At 51.7% G+C, this 17584-nt stretch carries 18 protein-coding genes and 1 riboswitch; of the genes, 15 read left to right on the forward strand and 3 right to left on the reverse strand.

Going from position 1 to position 17584, the window contains the following annotated elements; genetic code table 11:
- The first annotated feature begins 20 nt into the window (after positions 1-20).
- The 3 genes from accD to pyk all read left to right on the forward strand — a co-directional run bounded on the left by accD (position 21) and on the right by pyk (position 3672).
- The gene (gene accD, locus A3848_RS05835) at positions 21-914 is read left to right on the forward strand and encodes an acetyl-CoA carboxylase, carboxyltransferase subunit beta (RefSeq protein WP_074084017.1); all 894 of its coding nucleotides are present in this window, start codon (positions 21-23) and stop codon (positions 912-914) included.
- Position 915: 1 nt separating this feature from the next.
- A complete protein-coding gene (locus A3848_RS05840) occupies positions 916-1917 on the forward strand; it encodes an acetyl-CoA carboxylase carboxyltransferase subunit alpha (protein ID WP_074084018.1) in 1002 nt (333 codons plus the stop codon).
- A 330-nt stretch (positions 1918-2247) separates the two neighbouring features.
- On the forward strand, positions 2248-3672 hold the full coding sequence (gene pyk, locus A3848_RS05845) for a pyruvate kinase (RefSeq protein WP_074084019.1): 1425 nt from the start codon (positions 2248-2250) through the stop codon (positions 3670-3672).
- A 123-nt stretch (positions 3673-3795) separates the two neighbouring features.
- On the opposite strand, the gene A3848_RS05850 is transcribed toward pyk, so the two are convergent.
- Entirely contained in the window at positions 3796-4539 is a 744-nt protein-coding gene (locus A3848_RS05850) for a G1 family glutamic endopeptidase (RefSeq protein WP_074084020.1), read from the reverse strand.
- Positions 4540-4656: 117 nt separating this feature from the next.
- Between A3848_RS05850 and A3848_RS05855 the strand changes: the two genes are divergently transcribed.
- From A3848_RS05855 to A3848_RS05865, 3 genes are all read left to right on the forward strand, one after another.
- Positions 4657-5838: an MFS transporter gene (locus tag A3848_RS05855; RefSeq protein WP_074084021.1), complete on the forward strand. Its 1182-nt coding sequence runs from the start codon at positions 4657-4659 to the stop codon at positions 5836-5838.
- Between the two features lie 80 nt (positions 5839-5918).
- Complete coding sequence (locus A3848_RS05860; protein WP_074084059.1) at positions 5919-6446, forward strand: acyl-CoA thioesterase; 528 nt, start codon at positions 5919-5921, stop codon at positions 6444-6446.
- Positions 6443-6841, forward strand: coding sequence for an FxsA family protein (locus tag A3848_RS05865; protein WP_074084022.1), 399 nt, complete (start codon positions 6443-6445; stop codon positions 6839-6841). Before A3848_RS05860 ends, A3848_RS05865 begins: the two co-directional genes overlap by 4 nt.
- Positions 6842-6956: 115 nt before the next feature.
- Here A3848_RS05865 and ytvI read toward each other — a convergent pair whose 3' ends face one another.
- Positions 6957-8072, reverse strand: a complete 1116-nt coding sequence (gene ytvI / locus A3848_RS05870; RefSeq protein WP_074084023.1) for a sporulation integral membrane protein YtvI — start codon at positions 8070-8072, stop codon at positions 6957-6959.
- Positions 8073-8460: 388 nt separating this feature from the next.
- Here ytvI and citZ point away from each other — a divergent pair, with 388 nt between their 5' ends.
- The 4 genes from citZ (at position 8461) to A3848_RS05890 (ending at position 12596) form a co-directional block, all read left to right on the forward strand.
- A complete protein-coding gene (citZ, locus tag A3848_RS05875; RefSeq protein WP_074084024.1) occupies positions 8461-9573 on the forward strand; it encodes a citrate synthase in 1113 nt (370 codons plus the stop codon).
- A gap of 147 nt (positions 9574-9720) precedes the next feature.
- Complete coding sequence (gene icd / locus A3848_RS05880) at positions 9721-11016, forward strand: NADP-dependent isocitrate dehydrogenase (protein WP_074084025.1); 1296 nt, start codon at positions 9721-9723, stop codon at positions 11014-11016.
- 90 nt (positions 11017-11106) lie between these two features.
- Positions 11107-12048 (forward strand): malate dehydrogenase, encoded by a 942-nt coding sequence (gene mdh / locus A3848_RS05885; protein WP_074084026.1) that lies wholly within the window; start codon positions 11107-11109, stop codon positions 12046-12048.
- 122 nt (positions 12049-12170) lie between these two features.
- Positions 12171-12596, forward strand: a complete 426-nt coding sequence (locus A3848_RS05890; RefSeq protein WP_074084027.1) for a hypothetical protein — start codon at positions 12171-12173, stop codon at positions 12594-12596.
- Positions 12597-12678: 82 nt separating this feature from the next.
- On the opposite strand, the gene A3848_RS05895 is transcribed toward A3848_RS05890, so the two are convergent.
- Positions 12679-13104: an NUDIX hydrolase gene (locus A3848_RS05895; protein WP_074084028.1), complete on the reverse strand. Its 426-nt coding sequence runs from the start codon at positions 13102-13104 to the stop codon at positions 12679-12681.
- 236 nt (positions 13105-13340) lie between these two features.
- Here A3848_RS05895 and A3848_RS05900 point away from each other — a divergent pair, with 236 nt between their 5' ends.
- The 5 genes from A3848_RS05900 to thiH all read left to right on the forward strand — a co-directional run bounded on the left by A3848_RS05900 (position 13341) and on the right by thiH (position 17524).
- The gene (locus tag A3848_RS05900; protein WP_074084029.1) at positions 13341-14210 is read left to right on the forward strand and encodes an SDR family oxidoreductase; all 870 of its coding nucleotides are present in this window, start codon (positions 13341-13343) and stop codon (positions 14208-14210) included.
- Positions 14211-14378: 168 nt separating this feature from the next.
- A riboswitch (TPP riboswitch) is annotated at positions 14379-14480 on the forward strand.
- Between the two features lie 124 nt (positions 14481-14604).
- Positions 14605-15207, forward strand: a complete 603-nt coding sequence (locus tag A3848_RS05905) for a thiamine phosphate synthase (RefSeq protein ID WP_074084030.1) — start codon at positions 14605-14607, stop codon at positions 15205-15207.
- A gap of 65 nt (positions 15208-15272) precedes the next feature.
- On the forward strand, positions 15273-15476 hold the full coding sequence (gene thiS / locus A3848_RS05910) for a sulfur carrier protein ThiS (RefSeq protein ID WP_074084031.1): 204 nt from the start codon (positions 15273-15275) through the stop codon (positions 15474-15476).
- Positions 15477-15616: 140 nt separating this feature from the next.
- Positions 15617-16381, forward strand: a complete 765-nt coding sequence (locus A3848_RS05915; RefSeq protein WP_074084032.1) for a thiazole synthase — start codon at positions 15617-15619, stop codon at positions 16379-16381.
- A 30-nt stretch (positions 16382-16411) separates the two neighbouring features.
- Positions 16412-17524, forward strand: coding sequence for a 2-iminoacetate synthase ThiH (gene thiH, locus A3848_RS05920; RefSeq protein WP_074084033.1), 1113 nt, complete (start codon positions 16412-16414; stop codon positions 17522-17524).
- The last annotated feature ends 60 nt before the right edge of the window (positions 17525-17584 follow it).

A 17584-nucleotide genomic window follows, 5' to 3' on the forward strand; every position in this document is an offset into this window, starting at 1 on the left:
CGGCTGAAGAGGTGCGACCCTTGTTCAAAGATTTATTTCAGAAAAAACGGAAGTACGCGACCATTCCTTCAGAACGTGTGGAGCGGACCGGCGGATCGGCGGAAGGCGAACGGCCCAAACGGGAGATTCCCGAGGGGCTAATGAGCAAGTGCAGTAAATGTGGAACGATCCAGTACAGCAAGGAGCTGGAGAAGAACCTGAAGGTATGCCCTTCCTGCGGCTACCATATGCGCCTGAACGCTTCCGAACGGATCGCAATGACGCTGGACCCTGAAGGGTTTATTGAGTTTGATAGTGAAATGGCCTCTGTGGACCCGCTGCAGTTTCCCGGCTATGCGTCTAAGCTGGAACAGCAGCAATCCAAAACGGGACAGGTTGAAGCTGTCATCACAGGCCAGGGAACCATTAACGGCCATCCTGTAATTGTGGCTGTGATGAACTTTGAGTTCTTTACCGGCAGCATGGGCTCGGTAGTCGGCGAGAAGATTACCCGTGCGGTGGAAGAAGCCACCGAGAAGAGACTGCCGCTGCTGATTTTCTCCACGTCGGGCGGTGCCCGGATGCAGGAGAGCATCCTCAGTCTGATGCAAATGGCCAAAACCAGTGCCGCGCTTGCCAGATTTGGCGAGGTTGGCGGGCTGTATATCTCCGTGATTACCGATCCGACAACGGGCGGTGTATCGGCAAGCTTTGCCAGTCTGGGCGATATTATCATCGCCGAACCAGGAGCGGTTTTCGGCTTTGCCGGACGGATTGTCATTGAGCAGACGATCCGCCAGAAGCTGCCGGACGATTTCCAGACTGCTGAATTCAACCTGCAGCATGGACAGCTTGATCTGGTGGTGCACCGTAAGGAAATGCGTGCAACCCTTGCCAAGCTGCTGGATTTACACGATGTGAAAGGGGGCTTTTAGGTTGGCGGGAGAGTTGCCTTTTGAAATGCCTCTGTTAGAAATGCGCAAGAAAATTGCCGAACTGAATCAGTTCGGCGAAGAAAAAGGGATTGATTTCAGCGATGAAATCGCCCGTCTTGAAGAACGCTACCGTGTGCTTGAAGATGAAATATACTCTAATATTTCGCCGTCCCAGAAGATGCATCTGGCGCGGCATCACGGCCGTCCGACTTCAATGGATCTGATGAGCTTGATCTTTACCGACTTTATTGAGCTGCATGGAGACCGCCTGTTCGGAGATGATCTCGCCGTAGTTGGCGGAATTGCCAAGCTGAACGGGACTTCCGTTACGGTGATCGGCCAGCAGCGGGGCAAGGATACGAAGGAGAATATTCTGCGCTTCTTTGGCAGTGCCCACCCGGAAGGGTTCCGCAAGTCACTGCGGCTGATGAAGCAGGCCGAGAAGTTCGGCCGTCCGGTCATTACCTTTGTCGATACCAAGGGGGCCTACCCCGGCAATACGGCAGAGGAAAGAGGGCAGTCGGAAGCTATTGCGAGAAATCTGTATGAAATGTCGCAGTTAGCGGTACCCGTTATTTGTGTAATCATTGGCGAAGGCGGCAGCGGCGGGGCTTTGGCTATGGCGGTGGGCAACCGCGTCCTGATGCTGGAGCATGCCATCTATTCAGCGATTTCTCCGAATGGCGCGGCTTCGATTCTGTGGAAGGACGCCTCCAAGGCGGAGCAGGCTGCGGAAGCCATGAGGATTACAGCGGCCGATCTGCTGGAGATGGAAGTGATTGAGGAGATCGTTCCTGAGCCTAGAGGCGGAGCTCACCGTGACTACGAAGAGACCGCTGCGGCGATCAAGGATGCCTTATGGCGACATTTGCAGGAGTTGTCGGGAATGGACTGCGCTGAGCTCAAGGAGGATCGTTACCTTAAATTCCGCAAAATTGGTGTGTTTGCCGAAGCCGAGGCTGAGCTGATCAGTGCTGAGGCCGAAGTGCAAATCGTCGACTAATTATGAGTTTCCATTTGCACTTTTAGACATAAATCGGGATTTGGCAGCCTTCGATCTGGACGGGCAGCCGTATACATTTATTACCACCAGAACAACCCTGTGATCGCTCCGGGGTTGTTTTTATTTTGTTGCCCATCTTTGAAAATCCGGAGTAAATTTACTGTAAAAAGTCGCTGCAACATTGATTTTGTGTCCAAGTTGCAGTAATATTCATAAGGGTGCAGTAAAAGGTACATGTGACAAAGTTCCTATGCAGATTGCATGCCTTATAGTAGATTTTGTAGTTGGAAAAAGTGAGACAGAGAGAACGAAAAAACGGAGGAAAACCTAATGCGGAAAAGTAAAATTGTATGTACGATTGGTCCTGCTAGTGAATCGTTGGAGAATATCAAAAAATTGATTTTGGCCGGTATGAATGTAGCCCGTCTGAACTTCTCCCACGGCGATTTTGAAGAGCACGGCAACCGGATCAAAACGATCCGTCAAGCTTCCAAAGAACTTGGCAAAACCGTTGCTATCCTGCTCGACACCAAAGGACCAGAAATTCGCACAGGCAAGCTGGAAGTAGAACCGATTGAACTGGTTCAGGACGAGTATCTGACATTGACTACGGAAGAAATCCTTGGCGACCAAAACCGTATTTCCATCACATACAGCGACCTGCCTAACGATGTTCAAGTGGGATCCACTATCCTGATCGACGACGGCCTAATCGGACTTACCGTTGTTGACGTTCAAGGCACAGAAATCAAGACCCGCATTGTTAACGGCGGTACGATCAAGAGCAAAAAAGGCGTTAACGTACCAGGAGTTGCAATCTCCCTGCCGGGCATTACGGAAAAAGACACCAATGATATCATTTTTGGGATTGAACAGGACATCGATTTTATCGCCGCTTCCTTCGTTCGCAAAGCCAGCGACGTTCTGGAAATTCGTGCATTGCTTGAGAAGCACAACGCTTCCCACATCCAAATCATTTCCAAAATCGAGAACCAGCAAGGTGTTGACAACCTTGATGAAATCCTGGCAGCTTCAGACGGCCTAATGGTTGCCCGTGGTGACCTTGGTGTAGAAATTCCAGCTGAAGATGTGCCTTTGGCTCAAAAATTGATGATTCAAAAATGTAACATTGCCGGCAAACCGGTAATCACTGCTACACAAATGCTGGATTCCATGCAGCGTAACCCGCGTCCTACCCGCGCCGAAGCGAGTGACGTAGCGAACGCAATCTTCGACGGAACCGATGCAATCATGCTGTCCGGTGAAACAGCTGCCGGGAAATATCCGGTAGAATCCGTACTCACCATGTCCCGCATTGCTGAGAAGGCTGAATCTGCATTGAACCACCGTGAAATTTTCATGAAGCAGCAAATCGCTCAAGAAACTACTGTAACTGAAGCAATCAGCCAATCCGTTGCGATCTCCGCTCTGGATCTGAATGCTAAGGCTATTATTTCTTCGACTGTAACGGGCCACACTGCACGCGTGGTTTCCAAATACCGTCCGAAATCACAGATTATCGCTGTGACAACACAAGAAAGAACTATGCGTCAACTGGCTCTCGTATGGGGTGTAACTCCGGTTCACGGATTGGAAGCTACTTCGACAGACGAGTTGCTCGAAACTGCTCTTAAAGGCGGTAAAGCATCCGGCCTGGTGAAAGCTGGAGATCTGGTTGTCATTACAGCCGGTATTCCACTTGGACGTTCCGGTTCCACTAACCTGGTAAAAGTAGACACGATCCCTGCTGACTAGTCTTCGGGAATCTGTCTCAGCCATGTATGATTGAATCCCCAAAAAGCAATGGTGCAAGACGCCATTGCTTTTTTTATTAATATGGATGTTATATATTGAATGGAGAGTTTTGAAGAAAGTACATTAAGATCGGACAAAAATAGGGCTTCTGGAATGAATCAGAGGTTTCCCTTTACGATAGACGCGTTTGACGATAAAGGCATCCCCGCTTGCATTAGCGCAGGCAGGAATAGCTACAGTAGCCTTATTCTGAACCATGATTCCACCGTCGGCAGGCGTAAGTCTTGGACTTTTTCCATTCACCCGGCAGCTAAAGAACCGGGTGGGCGACATTTTGGCCAGTCCCCCGATGCTGCCTCCTACCTGGGGCGCTTCCAAAATCCACTCGGCAGAGGTTTGCGGACCGGAGTACCGCTGAACAGTACGGAAAGTCCAGGTTTTGCTGAGGTTGCAGAGTGTAATTCGCCATTTGCCGCTGCTAAGCTTGACGATGGAAGCCCGCATGTGGTCCCCCGGAGAAACAGGAAGCGGGATTACAGTCTCTGCTGCAGGTAGAATTTCCCACCAGGCATAGTAGTGTAGAACTCCGTTTATGGATTCGTGACCGGTTCCTGTCTGAATCAGACTGCTATTCCTGAAGCCGTCGATTCCAATCCAGGCAGAGGAATAGGTGGGACTGGAAGTGGGTTTGACAAAAGGAACTGTCCATTCACCGGAAATCCGCCGGAAGGAAGCCCTTTTGCCTGAGATGGCATACCCGCTCCAGTTGCCGGAGGTCCAGCCAAAACCGGTGCTTTGGGCTCTGCCTGCATGGGATTTATCCGTAATACAAGGCCGTGTACCTTTTGAAAGATTAGCTTTGCTCACAGTTTCACCGCCTTTTACCAATATGAGAAGTTAGGTCTGCTGCTCTATTTAATGCGATGTAGACTTATAAAGTATGGGTATTCCGTTAAAAAGGAATAGAGAGGACTTATCGTACAAATGGATAAATTATTGAAGCTGCGCGGGTTTTATCTTTTTTTGGGACTTGCCGGCGGCTCATTTGGCTCGTATCTTACACTACTGCTAAAAGACAATGGACTCGGCAGCGGCCGGATCGGAATGCTGATGGCGACGGGAACCTTGATTGCTATCTGTATTCAGCCCCTGTGGGGCGTAATCTCAGACCGCTACAATCAGGCACGGCTGGTGCTGATTCTCAGTGTGGCCGTACCTGCAGTGCTGGCGGTTTTTTACCAGTCGGAATATTTCATTGTTTTGCTGATGGTCTATACCGTATCTACCATCTTCTCCTCTACACAGGCTCCTATTGCCGATTCCTACGCCATTGTAGCGGCGAATCAGGCAGGTTCCACTTACGGGAGCATCCGGATGATGCTGAGCATAGGAGCGGCCGTAGGGGCCTATGCCGGGTCACAGTATGTGTCACATTTTTCTGTATCCACGATCTGGCTGCCATTTCTGATTCTGAACAGTGTCGCGGTTATTATTGCGTTCACCCTGCCCAAGCAGGCAGAAGAGAACCGGATGATGAGCCAGTCGTTCTCCAAAGGAATCAAAAATCTGCTGGGCAATAAGATCTTTCTGGCTTTTCTGGGCGGGAGCTTTCTGGTCAACCAGACCATGACAGCTTTCGGTACCTACTTTGTGATTGCCTTTCAATCGGTAGGAGGCTCGACCAGCCATGCGGGGATCGCGCTGTTCATCGCTTCGTTCACGAACTTCCCCTCCATGCTGTTTGCCTCCAAGATCATCCGGAAGCTGGGGAGGGAGCGCACGCTGCTGCTGGGTGCGCTGATCTATGTGCTGCGGTGGGGAATCCAGTTCGCTTTTCCAGCCCCTGCGGTAATGATTGGTGTTCAGGTACTGCATGGTGTGTCCTTCGGACTCTTTTACATCGCCGCGGTGGAATATGTATCGCACATCACGCTGCCTGAGATGCAGGCTACCGGCCAAAGTGTGTTCAACATCGTTTTCTCCGGTTTTGCGGGGATTCTGGGCAATCTGCTGAACGGGATTTTACTGGACCAGGGTGGTGTGTGGCTAATGAATTTGTCCTGTATGATCAGTTCTGCGGCGGGTGCACTTTTGATTTTCTACGTCGTTCGAAGCTCGCGAAGAAATGTTCCGCGGCCGGTGGCATCTGAAGGAGCAAGCCTCTAGGAGGTACTGTAACAAATAACATTCCTATAGAGAAGATGAAAACGCAGCAGCCGTTTCTGCTTAGAAAGGGGCAAGTATTTATGGGATCACGTAATCCGGGATTGGCCAGCCGCTGGCATGCTACTTCATTCCGTGTCCGCTATCAGGAGACAGACCAGATGGGTGTGGTCTATCACGCTAATTATTTGAGCTGGTTTGAGAGCGGACGCACAGAAATGTTCCGGGGGCTTGGCTTTGCCTACCGTACACTGGAAAATATGGGTGTGCTTCTGCCAGTCACGGCTGCAGATTTGCAATTTAAAAGTCCGGCGCGATATGATGATCTTGTCGCTGTGTATGCGCGCCTGACCACTTTTTCAGCACTGCGGGTCGTATACGAATATGAAATCCGCCGATTGGCGGAGCCGGAAACGGGTGAACCTGATTCTTCCGCGCTTACAGCCGGGCCTGTATATCTTGATAAGCTGCCTGGTGAATTGCTCGTTGCCGGTTCAACCAGCCACGTGTGGCTGAATATGGACTGGAAGCCAGTTAGACTGGACCGGATACTTCCGGAATTGTTTTACGCCATAACCTTGGCGCTTAGGGAAGAAGGAGGAGCAGTATGATCAGGAACAAATGGCTGTGGGCTGCATTATTCATTATCCCGGCCGTGGAATTATTCGGGTTTATTTATGTGGCAGGTTTTCTCGGAGCACCCAAGACAATGCTGCTCATGCTGGCCAGCTCTGTGATCGGTTTCTTGATGATGCGTTTCGAAGGCAAGAAGGTGCTGCTCGACAGCAGAACACAGATGCAGGAGGGCCGGGTACCGGGGCGGACCATGCTGGACGGCTTGTGCATTTTTTTTGGCGGCCTGTTGCTGATTCTGCCGGGCTTTGTGACGGATATCGTCGGATTTTCGCTGGTGTTTCCGCTGACCCGGCCGCTGTACCGGGTTTTTCTGCTGAAATGGATTGAGAAAAAAATGAAAAACGGCACCTTCACCTTTTACCGCAGATAAGCCGGTAAGAGGAAGGTGCCGGAATTCCCGGTTCAGCTGGAGCGTTTCTATTGCAGATTCATGCAGTAGAACGCTTTTTTTATTTACTCAATTCCACTACAAGCACGCTTCAGCTTTAATGCAGCCTGCCGCTCACGATATAGCTATGCAGTGCGCGGAACACGCCGGCCCGGTGAAAGGCATCAAGCACGACCAATAGGACGGGTCCAAGGATCAGACCAAGCATGCCGAACAGCTGCAAGCCGGCGAACATGCCGATTAGCATCGCAAGCGGGTCCAGGCCAATGCTGCTTGCAAGTACCTTAGGCTCCAAAATCTGGCGGGTGATGAGAATTACGGCATAGAGCACCGATAATCCGATGCCAAGCGCCAGATTGCCGGTCATGTAGGAGTATAGAGCCCATGGCAGCAACACAATGCCCACCCCGAGATAAGGCACCAGATCGACCAGTCCAATCGTCAGCCCAATGGCAAATGCAGAATCTACGCCAAGCACCAGGAGCCCGGTAATGACGATAATAGCCGTGATTGAAATCAGCACCAGCTGCGCCCTAAGGTAGCCAAACAGCGCCTTGCGCAGATCCTGCCAGATCTCGGATACCGGTCTGAGCATTGGTGAAGGCACAAGCGCTCTCAGCTTCGCATTATGCCGGTCCCAACCGGTGCTGAGGAAGAAGGCGGATAACATGATGACGATAAGGATGGTACCCAGACTTGGCAATGCGGAGATCAGCTTCAGGATCATATTGAAAAATCCGGTAATGAATTGAGTCATGGCTTGGCCTACCGTTTCCGTTGTCCTGCTGATATTACTGTCGATCGTGGCATGATAGTTTGGGTTATCATGGTAAAACTGATTGATCTGGTTAATAATATTTTGAATGCTGGCATTCCGGCTAATGGACAGCAGCAGCTCCCGCCACTGGTCGGTGTGCAGATCGAAGGTCTGCAGCAAGACAATCAGTTCCTTAACAAGGCGGGTGATCAGTGCAGTTAGTACAAGCGCGGTACCCCCTACATAAAAGAGCAGTGACAACGACACAGCCAGCCAGCGCGGAAGTTTGAAGCCTATTAGAATAAGCACCAGAGGATGCATCAGGTAGGCAAGCAGGTAGGCAAGCAGCAGAGGGTACATAAGCGGGAGCAGGACATAGACTGCCACCAGCAGTGATGAGGCCGCAAGCAAGACCCACAGGCCGCGCAGCACTCTTTTTAATACCAGCGAATCCATGTCATATCCCTCCAAATAAAGGCTGCTGCTACTGAACCAGCTCGTCTAATATATATTCAGAAATTGGATATAAAGACTATCCGGATACAGGAATCCGCTTTTTCACAGCAGCCTGTATAAACTGAAAGCGCGAACATGAAACAGGGATTTCAGAAGTTTTTTTCTATCTGTCCGATAAAATCATTTGATGCGTCCCAAAGCTTCCACGTTGTTCACATAACCGTCAAAATCCGGTATGATTATTAAAGGTTACACATCGAAAGTTCGTTGCATTCTCTGCAGCATGTCATTCTGCATGATTATTAATTGTTTGGATATATCAAAATGTAAATGTTTTCATCCCTGTAATAACAGTATTTATACCTAGTTGGCAAAGGAGAGAGATACTATGACAGCTACTAAAGGATTGGAAGGCATTGTTGCCACAACCTCCTCGATCAGTTCGATTGTGGATGGCGTACTCACTTACCGCGGATACGATATCGATGATCTTGCGGAGAACGCTACTTTCGAAGAGACCGCATATTTGCTGTGGTTCGGCAATCTGCCGACGACTCCTGAGCTGCAGGCCCTGCGGCGGGATCTCAGTGCCTTTGCGCCAATCCCTGATCAGGTGATTGCACAAATGAAGCTGTTCCCCAAAGAAGTGAGCACGATGGCCGCACTCCGCACAGCCGTATCAAGCCTTGCCCTGTATGACCCGGCCGCCGACGATATGAGCCGTGAAGCTAATGAGATCAAGGCCGTTAAGCTACAGGCGCAGATCCCGACAGTGGTTGCTGCGCTGGCCCGTATTCGTAAGGGACTTGAGCCTATAGCCCCCAAAGAAGGTCTGACCATTGCCGAGAATTTCCTGTATATGCTCTGGGGCAAGCAGCCGGATGTTGTATCGGTCAAGGCACTAGACACCGCGCTTGTACTTCATGCCGACCATGAGCTGAATGCGTCCACCTTTGCCGGCCGGGTTACGGTTGCTACACTGTCAGACATTTATTCAGGGGTCACATCGGCTATCGGCGCGCTCAAAGGACCCCTGCACGGGGGCGCGAATGAAGCAGTTATGAAGATGCTTGAGGAAATCGGCAGTCTGGATGCTGTGGAATCGTACGTCAGCGGCAAGCTGGAGCGCCGGGAGAAGATCATGGGCTTCGGGCACCGGGTCTACAAAAATGGCGATCCGCGCGCCAAACACCTGATGAAGATGTCCCGTGAGCTGGGGATAATGAAGAATGATACTACACTCTACGATATGTCTGTCAAAGTCGAGGAGCTGATTACTTCGCGCAAGGGCTTGAAGCCTAACGTTGATTTTTATTCGGCTTCGGTCTATACGCAGCTGGGCATTGAGCGGGAGCTGTTCACACCGATTTTTGCGATCAGCCGTGTTTCGGGTTGGACTGCGCATATTCTGGAGCAGTATGAGGACAACCGCATCATTCGCCCGCGTGCGGAATACACAGGAATGTCCGAACAAAAATACGTTCCGGTGGACGAGAGATAAAGCAGCCCTTGCGGGCCGCTGCACCCCTTTAGTAGAATGAACTATAAACCAAACTCAAAGCCTATGCTTCCGGAAAGACTTTTGAACAAAAATCATTCAAGGAAGTCTAGGCTCACAAAACAAAATTTTTAGGAGGAATACCCACTAATGTTGAAACTGGAAAAATACGATCTGCCGACAGAAGGCGAACAAATTACAATCGAAGATGGCAAGCTGCTCGTTCCGGATCATCCGATCATCCCGTTCATTGAGGGTGACGGTACAGGCCGCGACATTTGGAAAGCCTCCAAACGGGTACTGGATGCCGCAGTAGCCAAAGCATACGGCGGTAAGAAACAGATTGCCTGGTACGAAGTATTTGCCGGCGAGAAGGCCTTCAATACATATGGTGAATGGCTGCCGAATGATACGCTCGAAGCAATTCGCGAGTACATTGTAGCGATCAAAGGACCTCTGACTACTCCAATCGGTGGAGGCATCCGTTCCCTGAATGTAGCACTGAGACAGGAATTGGATCTGTATGTATGCCTGCGTCCAGTGCGTTATTTCGATGGAGTGCCTTCACCTGTGAAGCATCCTGAGCTAGTGGACATGGTGATTTTCCGTGAGAATACAGAGGATATTTATGCCGGAATCGAGTATCAGGAAGGTTCCGCTGAAGTGAAGAAGGTTATAGAATTCCTGCAAAACGAGATGGGTGTGAACAAAATCCGCTTCCCGGAAACATCCGGAATCGGCATTAAACCGGTATCCATGGAAGGCTCGAAGCGTCTGGTGCGCTCCGCTGTTGAATATGCAATCAAGCATGGCCGCAAGAGTGTGACACTGGTACACAAAGGCAATATTATGAAGTTTACCGAAGGCGCATTTAAGAACTGGGGGTATGAGGTAGCCGAGCAGGAATTCGGCGATCATGTCTTCACCTGGAATCAATATGATGCCATCAAGGAGCAGAGCGGTGAGGCTGCCGCTAATGCTGCTCAGAAGGAAGCAGAAGCAGCGGGCAAAATCATCATCAAGGATGCCATTGCGGATATTGCCCTGCAGCAGGTATTGACCCGTCCAACCGATTTCGATGTGATTGCAACGCTCAACCTGAACGGCGATTACCTATCCGACGCACTGGCTGCGCAAATCGGCGGCATCGGCATCGCTCCCGGCGCGAACATCAACTATATTACGGGTCACGCTATTTTTGAAGCTACCCATGGTACTGCACCTAAGTATGCGGATAAGGACGTGGTAAATCCGGGTTCAGTGATTCTGTCCGGCGTCATGCTGCTGGAGCACCTGGGCTGGCAGGAAGCGGCTGATCTGATCTACAATGGCATGAGCACGGCCATTAACAATAAGACCGTAACCTATGATTTCGCCCGTCAGATGGAAGGCGCAACAGAACTGAAATGCTCGGCATTTGCTGACGAGATCATTAATCACCTGTAGTCCCTGAAATCAATTGCATATGCTTACGAAGTGAGTTTGTACGAAGGAATTCAATACGGTATTCCTAACAAACGCTTAGGAGGATCACTCGTGGCTATCAAACGTCATAAAATTACAGTTGTGGGCGCCGGTTTTACCGGTGCCACCACGGCGCTGATGCTTGCCCAGAGGGAGCTTGGCAATGTGGTGCTTCTGGATATTCCCCAGCTTGAGAACCAGACCAAGGGGAAGGCGCTGGACATGCAGGAAGCCGGTCCGGTGCAGAAGTATGACGCCCAGATCACAGGAACTTCCAGCTACGGCGATGCTGCCGATTCAGATATCGTCATCATTACGGCGGGAGTTGCCCGCAAACCGGGGATGAGCCGCGATGACCTTGTGAATACGAACGCGGGCATCGTAAAATCAGTCTGTGAGAATGTGAAGCGAGTAGCTCCGGAATCCATAGTAATTATCCTGAGTAATCCGGTGGATGCCATGACTTACGTTGCTTATAATACCCTAGGCTTTCCTAAAAATCGTGTAATCGGTCAATCCGGTGTGCTGGACACCGCGCGGTACTGCACCTTTATTGCTCAAGAGCTTAATGTTTCGGTAGAGGATGTACGCGGCTTTGTGATGGGTGGCCATGGGGATGATATGGTTCCGCTGATCCGTTACTCCAGTGCCGGCGGCATTCCGATTGATAAGCTGATTCCTGCCCAGCGGATTGCTGATATTGTAGAGCGTACCCGTGCCGGTGGAGGCGAAATTGTCAGCCTCCTGGGTAATGGCAGTGCCTACTACGCTCCTGCAGCATCTCTGGTGCAAATGACTGAAGCGATCCTGAAGGATAAGAAGCGGATTATTCCCGTCATTGCCCTGCTGGAAGGGGAATATGGTTATGACGGACTGTTCATGGGTATCCCGGCGCTGCTTGGTGCGGAAGGTATTGAGAAGATCTACGAGCTGGAGCTGACCGCGGAAGAAAAGGCGGCTCTGGATAAATCAGCAGATTCTGTACGTGCGGTTACTTCAGTGGTTAAGGTATGATTCCCAGCGGTCACAAGCCCTCATTTCTTGAATGGAAATGAGGGCTTTCTTTTCATGGACGGCGGGGTTGGGTATAATAAGAATGTAACTTATATCACAGCGAAAAGTGAGGAGGTTAAACAATGGATCGGATTTTCTTTTTCTTACATATGATCGGGACATTGGCGGTCGGCTTTTATCTGGTGCTTCCGTTTATTCTGAGCGGCACCGGTAAGCTGTCTGCAGCAGCCAAAGAAGGGACGCTTAGCGCCATTGGCGGATTGAACCGGTTTGCCCAGTATGGTCTGGTCATTCAGCTGCTGACTGGCGGATACATGATCTCTAAGGGGGATTACACCGTAGCCTGGATGGTTGTCGTGGTTGTACTCCTGCTGGCAATGTTTGCTCTGGGCGGTATTATGGGCAAGCCGCTGCGTCTGGCCACAGCCGGCATGCGTGAGAACCGTGATGTGTCAGACCAAACCGCGAAGCTTCGTACCATGAGCCTGCTGCTGATGGTTGTGCTGATCGTAATGGTATTCTTCATGGTGTATAGACACATTATCTAGGTAAGGATGATTATTCACCAAACCGTCAAGCCTGCCCCTGATTCGAGGGGGCGGGCTTTTACTGCATTCCAGCCTGATTACCTTATAGCAGGTCCTCTGACAAAAACACATTGCTTTTCTCAAATTCCGCTTGTATTCCGGGTGGGAGCAGGGTCTGAAGCTCGTGACGGGTACACCATTTATAGTCTGCATGCTCTTCGGAGAGCACCACTGTATTCTCATCGGTCCGGCACCAGTAGGTAATGATGACGAGTTGCCTGCCCGGATCGGTCAGAAAGGACACGGCATACAATAGCCTTTCCACCGTGACCGTAAGTCCGGTTTCCTCCTTAATCTCCCGCTCGAGTGCAGCCTCCAGGCCTTCTCCGAATTCCATTTTTCCGCCGGGGCATTCCCAGCTGCCTGCTCCTATCGCATCTGCAGCTGCCCGCTGTACGAGCAGGATTCTGCCTTGATGCAGAATGACTCCTTTGACCGCAACGATGATGCTCCGTGTATTTCTGGTCATATAACTTATGCGCCTCCTTATCCTATGGGTTAATCGCTCCGGATCCTATCTCGGATCTATACTTCACTAAATTATATCGGCCCTTTAAGTCAAAAACGACTGTATTTTTGTTTGGACAGCCGGGAAGTGTGGTAAGTAACTTAACGTAAAGCGATTGTATAATTGATGATGCAGAAGCCATCCTAATACGATGTGGTTACTTCAACAAAAGGTACACAGCGAAAGGAGAATGGATCATGCCAGAAAATAAGCAGACTACCAAAACCTTGCCTCCCCAGGTGCAGGACCGTCAGCCCGGTATCGAGAGCGAGATGAATCCGCGCCCTGAATTTGAAACGTCCAGCTACAAAGCGGCAGGCAAACTGCTGGGTAAGGCGGCGCTCATTACGGGAGGCGACAGCGGTATTGGACGGGCGGTTGCCGTTCATTTTGCCAAAGAAGGTGCGGATGTGGTCATTTCCTATCTGAATGAGCATTCTGATGCCGAAGAGACCAAACGCCAAGTAGAGCAGGAGGGACGGAAGTGTATTCTGATCGCCGGTGACATCGGCGTAGAAGCGTTCTGCCAGGATCTGATCAACCGGGCGGTAGAGGGGCTCGGTAAGCTGGACATCCTGATTAACAATGCGGCCGAGCAGCATCCGCAGGACAAGATCGAGGATATTACCTCCGAGCAGCTGGAGCGGACGTTCCGTACGAATATTTTCTCCATGTTCTATTTGACCAAGGCAGCTATGCCGCATCTGAAAAAAGGCTCCACGATCATCAACACGACATCGATCACCGCCTACCGCGGCAGTCCGCAGCTGCTGGACTATTCGTCCACCAAAGGCGCGATTCTCAGCTTCACCCGCTCGCTGTCGATGAATCTGGCGGAAAAGGGCATCCGCGTGAATGCTGTAGCTCCGGGTCCGATCTGGACACCGCTGATTCCATCCACATTTGATGCCAAAAAGGTCAGCGAGTTCGGCGGCACACAGCCCATGCAGCGTCCGGGACAACCGGAAGAGCTGGCACCAGCCTACGTCTATCTGGCCTCGGATGATTCATCCTATGTTAGCGGCCAGGTAATGCATGTCAACGGCGGGGAAATTGTCAACGGCTAGAAGTTGCTGTACGGTCAAGTAGGTTTCTGGAAAATATAACAGTTCAAGAGCAGGCCCATGCGGTCTGCTCTTTTTTATGTACCATATAAGATGAAGCTTTGGGTAAAAGGGATAGCTTTTCCGAGGATTAATATGTTAATATGAACCACGTCAGCAATTGAATACTGCAATTGTCCCTAGGGGTGCCGCAAGGCTGAGACGAACGTGACGTTCGGACCCTTTGAACCTGATCTGGTTAAAACCAGCGTAGGAAAGCGGAGAATGAATGAACTGCAGCGGGGTTGTATTTCTTACACCCGTATTCCTGTACAAATTTATGACTGCCTCCTATCGCGGGGGCGGTTTTTTTGTGTTGCGCGTTTTGCTGCAATAGTGTGGAGCAGGAGGTGAAGAAGTGGCGGAAATTCATTTAATATCGGACGGGAAGCTTGAGCTTGGGCGTTTCGTCAGCCTGGCGGCTGCTGTGCATCCGCTCGTGGACTTTATTCATCTGCGGGAAAAAAACCGGTCTGCCCTGGAGCTGCTCAGCATGGCAGAGCAACTGCTGCGTGCAGGAATCCCCGCATCCAGACTGGTCATCAATGACCGGCTGGATGTTGCGCTGGCCGCCGGTGCAGGCGCTGTCCAGCTAGCCTGGCACAGCCTGCCGCCTGCAGCAGCCCGTGCAGCCGCTCCAGGTCTCCGGCTGGGCAGGTCGGTGCACTCCGCGGCAGAAGCAGCGGAAGCAGGCAGGCAGGGGGCGGACTTCTGCCTGTTCGGCCATATTTTCCCTACCGGCTGCAAGCCCGGACAGCGGGGGCGCGGTTTGGCGCTCCTGGAGGAAGCGGTGCGCAGCACCCGTATTCCACTGATTGCTATCGGCGGGGTGGAGCCTGGAAATGCAGGTCAAGTGATCCGTCACGGTGCTGCCGGGATTGCGGTCATGTCCGGCATTTGCGGAGCGGATGACCCCGTATCTGCTGCCCGTGCTTACCGGTTGGCGGTTCAGGAGGCGTAGGACCTGTGGTGTATTGTGACTCCAGTAAATCGGTGAATGGTACCACGCCAAGGAGGTGAGAGCGCATGAATCTGATCATTAATGGCAAGCCAGGAGTGGTTGCGGAAGAATGCCGGACCGTTGCCGATCTGTTAAGCCGGCCCGAATGGAGCTTTCGGCTTGTGATCGTGGAACGAAATGGTGAGATTGTCAGCAAGGAGCATTACGGGTCGGAGATATTATGTGAAGGCGACAGGCTGGAGCTGGTGCATTTTGTAGGCGGGGGCTGAAGCCATGAGGCTATCATAAAATATTTGAATTTTTTTCACGCTAAAAATTATCCTTCTATTTTTTTACTGAAACGGATACCGTCTTAAAAATGACGGTGAAGCCGTTTCCCTTGTCGAATTTCATCCCAGGAGGCGAGTTCATGTTAGATCCATTGGTGATTGGCGGCATTACGTTATCGAGCCGGCTGTTCATCGGTACCGGCAAATACAGCCGCAATACACTGATTCCCGAGGTGGTTTCAGCTTCAGGCTCACAGGTAATCACGGTAGCTCTGCGCCGTGTAGATCCGGAGAGCCAGGACAATATTATCAGCCATATTCCTTCCCATATGACTCTGCTTCCAAATACTTCGGGTGCGCGCACGGCTGAGGAGGCTGTGCGGATCGCCAGACTGGCCAGAGCCGCAGGCCTTGGCAATTGGGTCAAGATTGAGGTAATCAATGATCAGAAATATCTGCTTCCAGACAACCTGGAGACTATCCGGGCCACAGAAATACTGGCCGCCGAAGGCTTCGTAGTGCTGCCCTATATGAGCCCGGACCTCTCAGCCGCGCTGCGGATGCAAGCAGCGGGGGCCGCCGCCATCATGCCGCTTGGCTCCCCCATCGGCTCGAACCGCGGCTTGCGTACCACAGAGCTGCTGCGCATTCTCATCTCTGAGGTGGATCTACCGGTGATCGTCGACGCCGGCATCGGCCGCCCGTCCGAAGCGGCAGAAGCGATGGAACTTGGCGCATCCGCTGTGCTGCTCAATACGGCAATCGCTACCGCCCGTGATCCGCTGCTGATGGCTGCGGCCTTCCGTGAGGCGGTAGCTGCAGGCCGCAAGGCCTATTTGGCAGGACTCGGTCCAGTGGAAGAGACGGCTGTTGCGTCTTCGCCATTGACCGGATTTCTGAAGTGACTCACTGGCTAACGGAAATGGGGGAGTAACATGAGTTTTTTTGAACCACTGACTCGTCTGGAGCAACTGCCTTACGGGAGTTTGTGGCAGGAGTACCGGGTGGAGGATGTGAAGCGGGCACTTCTCAAGGATCGTCTGGATGAAAAAGACCTGCAGGCCCTGCTGTCTCCGGCTGCGGAATCTTGTCTGGAGGAGATGGCTCAGCGTGCGCAACGGTTGACCCGTTCGCATTTTGGGCATGTGATGCAGCTGTTCACACCGATGTATCTGGCTGATTTCTGTGTGAATCACTGTACGTATTGCAGCTTCAGCTCGATTTATGATTTTCCTAGAAAAAGATTGACTCCGGAGGAGATCAGACAAGAGGCTATAGCGATCTCCTCCACGGGCCTGCGCCAACTTCTGATTCTGACCGGGGAATCGCGCAGGGATAGTCCGGCCGCTTATGTGAAGGAATGCGTAGAAATTCTGCATGAATACTTCTCTTCTGTCAGTATAGAGGTGAACCCGCTGTCTACTGAGGAGTATCGGGCGCTTAGGGAAGCGGGAGTGGACGGGCTGACCCTGTATCAGGAGGTGTACCATCAGGAAACCTACCGCAAGCTGCATGTGAAAGGTCCCAAAAGAGTCTACCGGAACCGTCTGGATGCCCCCGAACGAGGGTGTCAGGCCGGTTTCCGCTCGGTCAACATCGGTGCGCTTCTGGGCATGTATGATTGGCGCCAGGAAGCCTTCATGACCGCGATGCATGCCCGCTATCTGCAGGACAAATATCCGGAATGTGAAATCGGCTTATCCGCCCCGCGTTTTCGTCCGTATCTGGGCGAGTTCAACCCGGAGAGCGATGTTACCGACCGTGCGCTGGTGCAGATTATTTTGGCGTATCGCCTGTTTCTGCCACGCTCCGGCATTACCCTGTCCACCCGGGAGCCCGCCTCCCTGCGGGATCACCTGATCCATCTTGGGATCACCAAAATGTCGGCAGGTGTCTCCACCGAAGTAGGGGGACACACCCAGGATGGCGGGACTCCGCAATTCGAAATCTCGGATGAACGGAATGTGCAGGAGATCACGGATATGCTTCAGGCAGCCGGCCTGCAGCCCGTCTTTAAGGATTGGGACCTGCTGAAGCTGCAGGCATGATAAGGGTTGCCGTGGTAACCGTGCTAAGGTGCTGAGGAGCTAATTGTCAGAAAAATATGC

The organism is Paenibacillus sp. P32E, from assembly GCF_001909085.1.
GTDB lineage: Bacteria > Bacillota > Bacilli > Paenibacillales > Paenibacillaceae > Paenibacillus_AQ > Paenibacillus_AQ helianthi.